Annotated in this window: 1 protein-coding gene; it reads left to right on the top strand. The window is 63.6% G+C overall.

Annotation, left to right across the window (positions count from 1 at the left end):
* Window positions 1-225 (top strand): immunoglobulin-like domain-containing protein (locus Q7F16_RS30230; protein WP_409557439.1); only part of this gene is annotated, 225 nt, incomplete at both ends.

Raw genomic sequence — 225 nt, 5'->3', positions numbered from 1 at the left:
CCGCGCCGGTCAGCACCATCGTCAGCGACGTCAACGACACCACCACGGTGACCTTGACCGCGACACCGACTGTGAACGAAAACGGCACCATCACTTACACCGCCACGCTGACCGATGCCAACGGCAATCCGGTCACCGCGCAAAATGGTCCGGTCACCGTCACGCTCGACAGCGGCAAAACCATCACCATCGCCGCCGGCGCAAGCTCGGGCGTGCTCGATGTAG

The sequence above is a fragment of the Pseudomonas sp. Lb2C2 genome (assembly GCF_052112205.1).
In the GTDB taxonomy this organism is placed as follows: domain Bacteria; phylum Pseudomonadota; class Gammaproteobacteria; order Pseudomonadales; family Pseudomonadaceae; genus Aquipseudomonas; species Aquipseudomonas kilonensis.
Note: the sequence above shows the minus strand (reverse complement) of the source record. Positions and strands in the feature narration are given on the sequence as shown.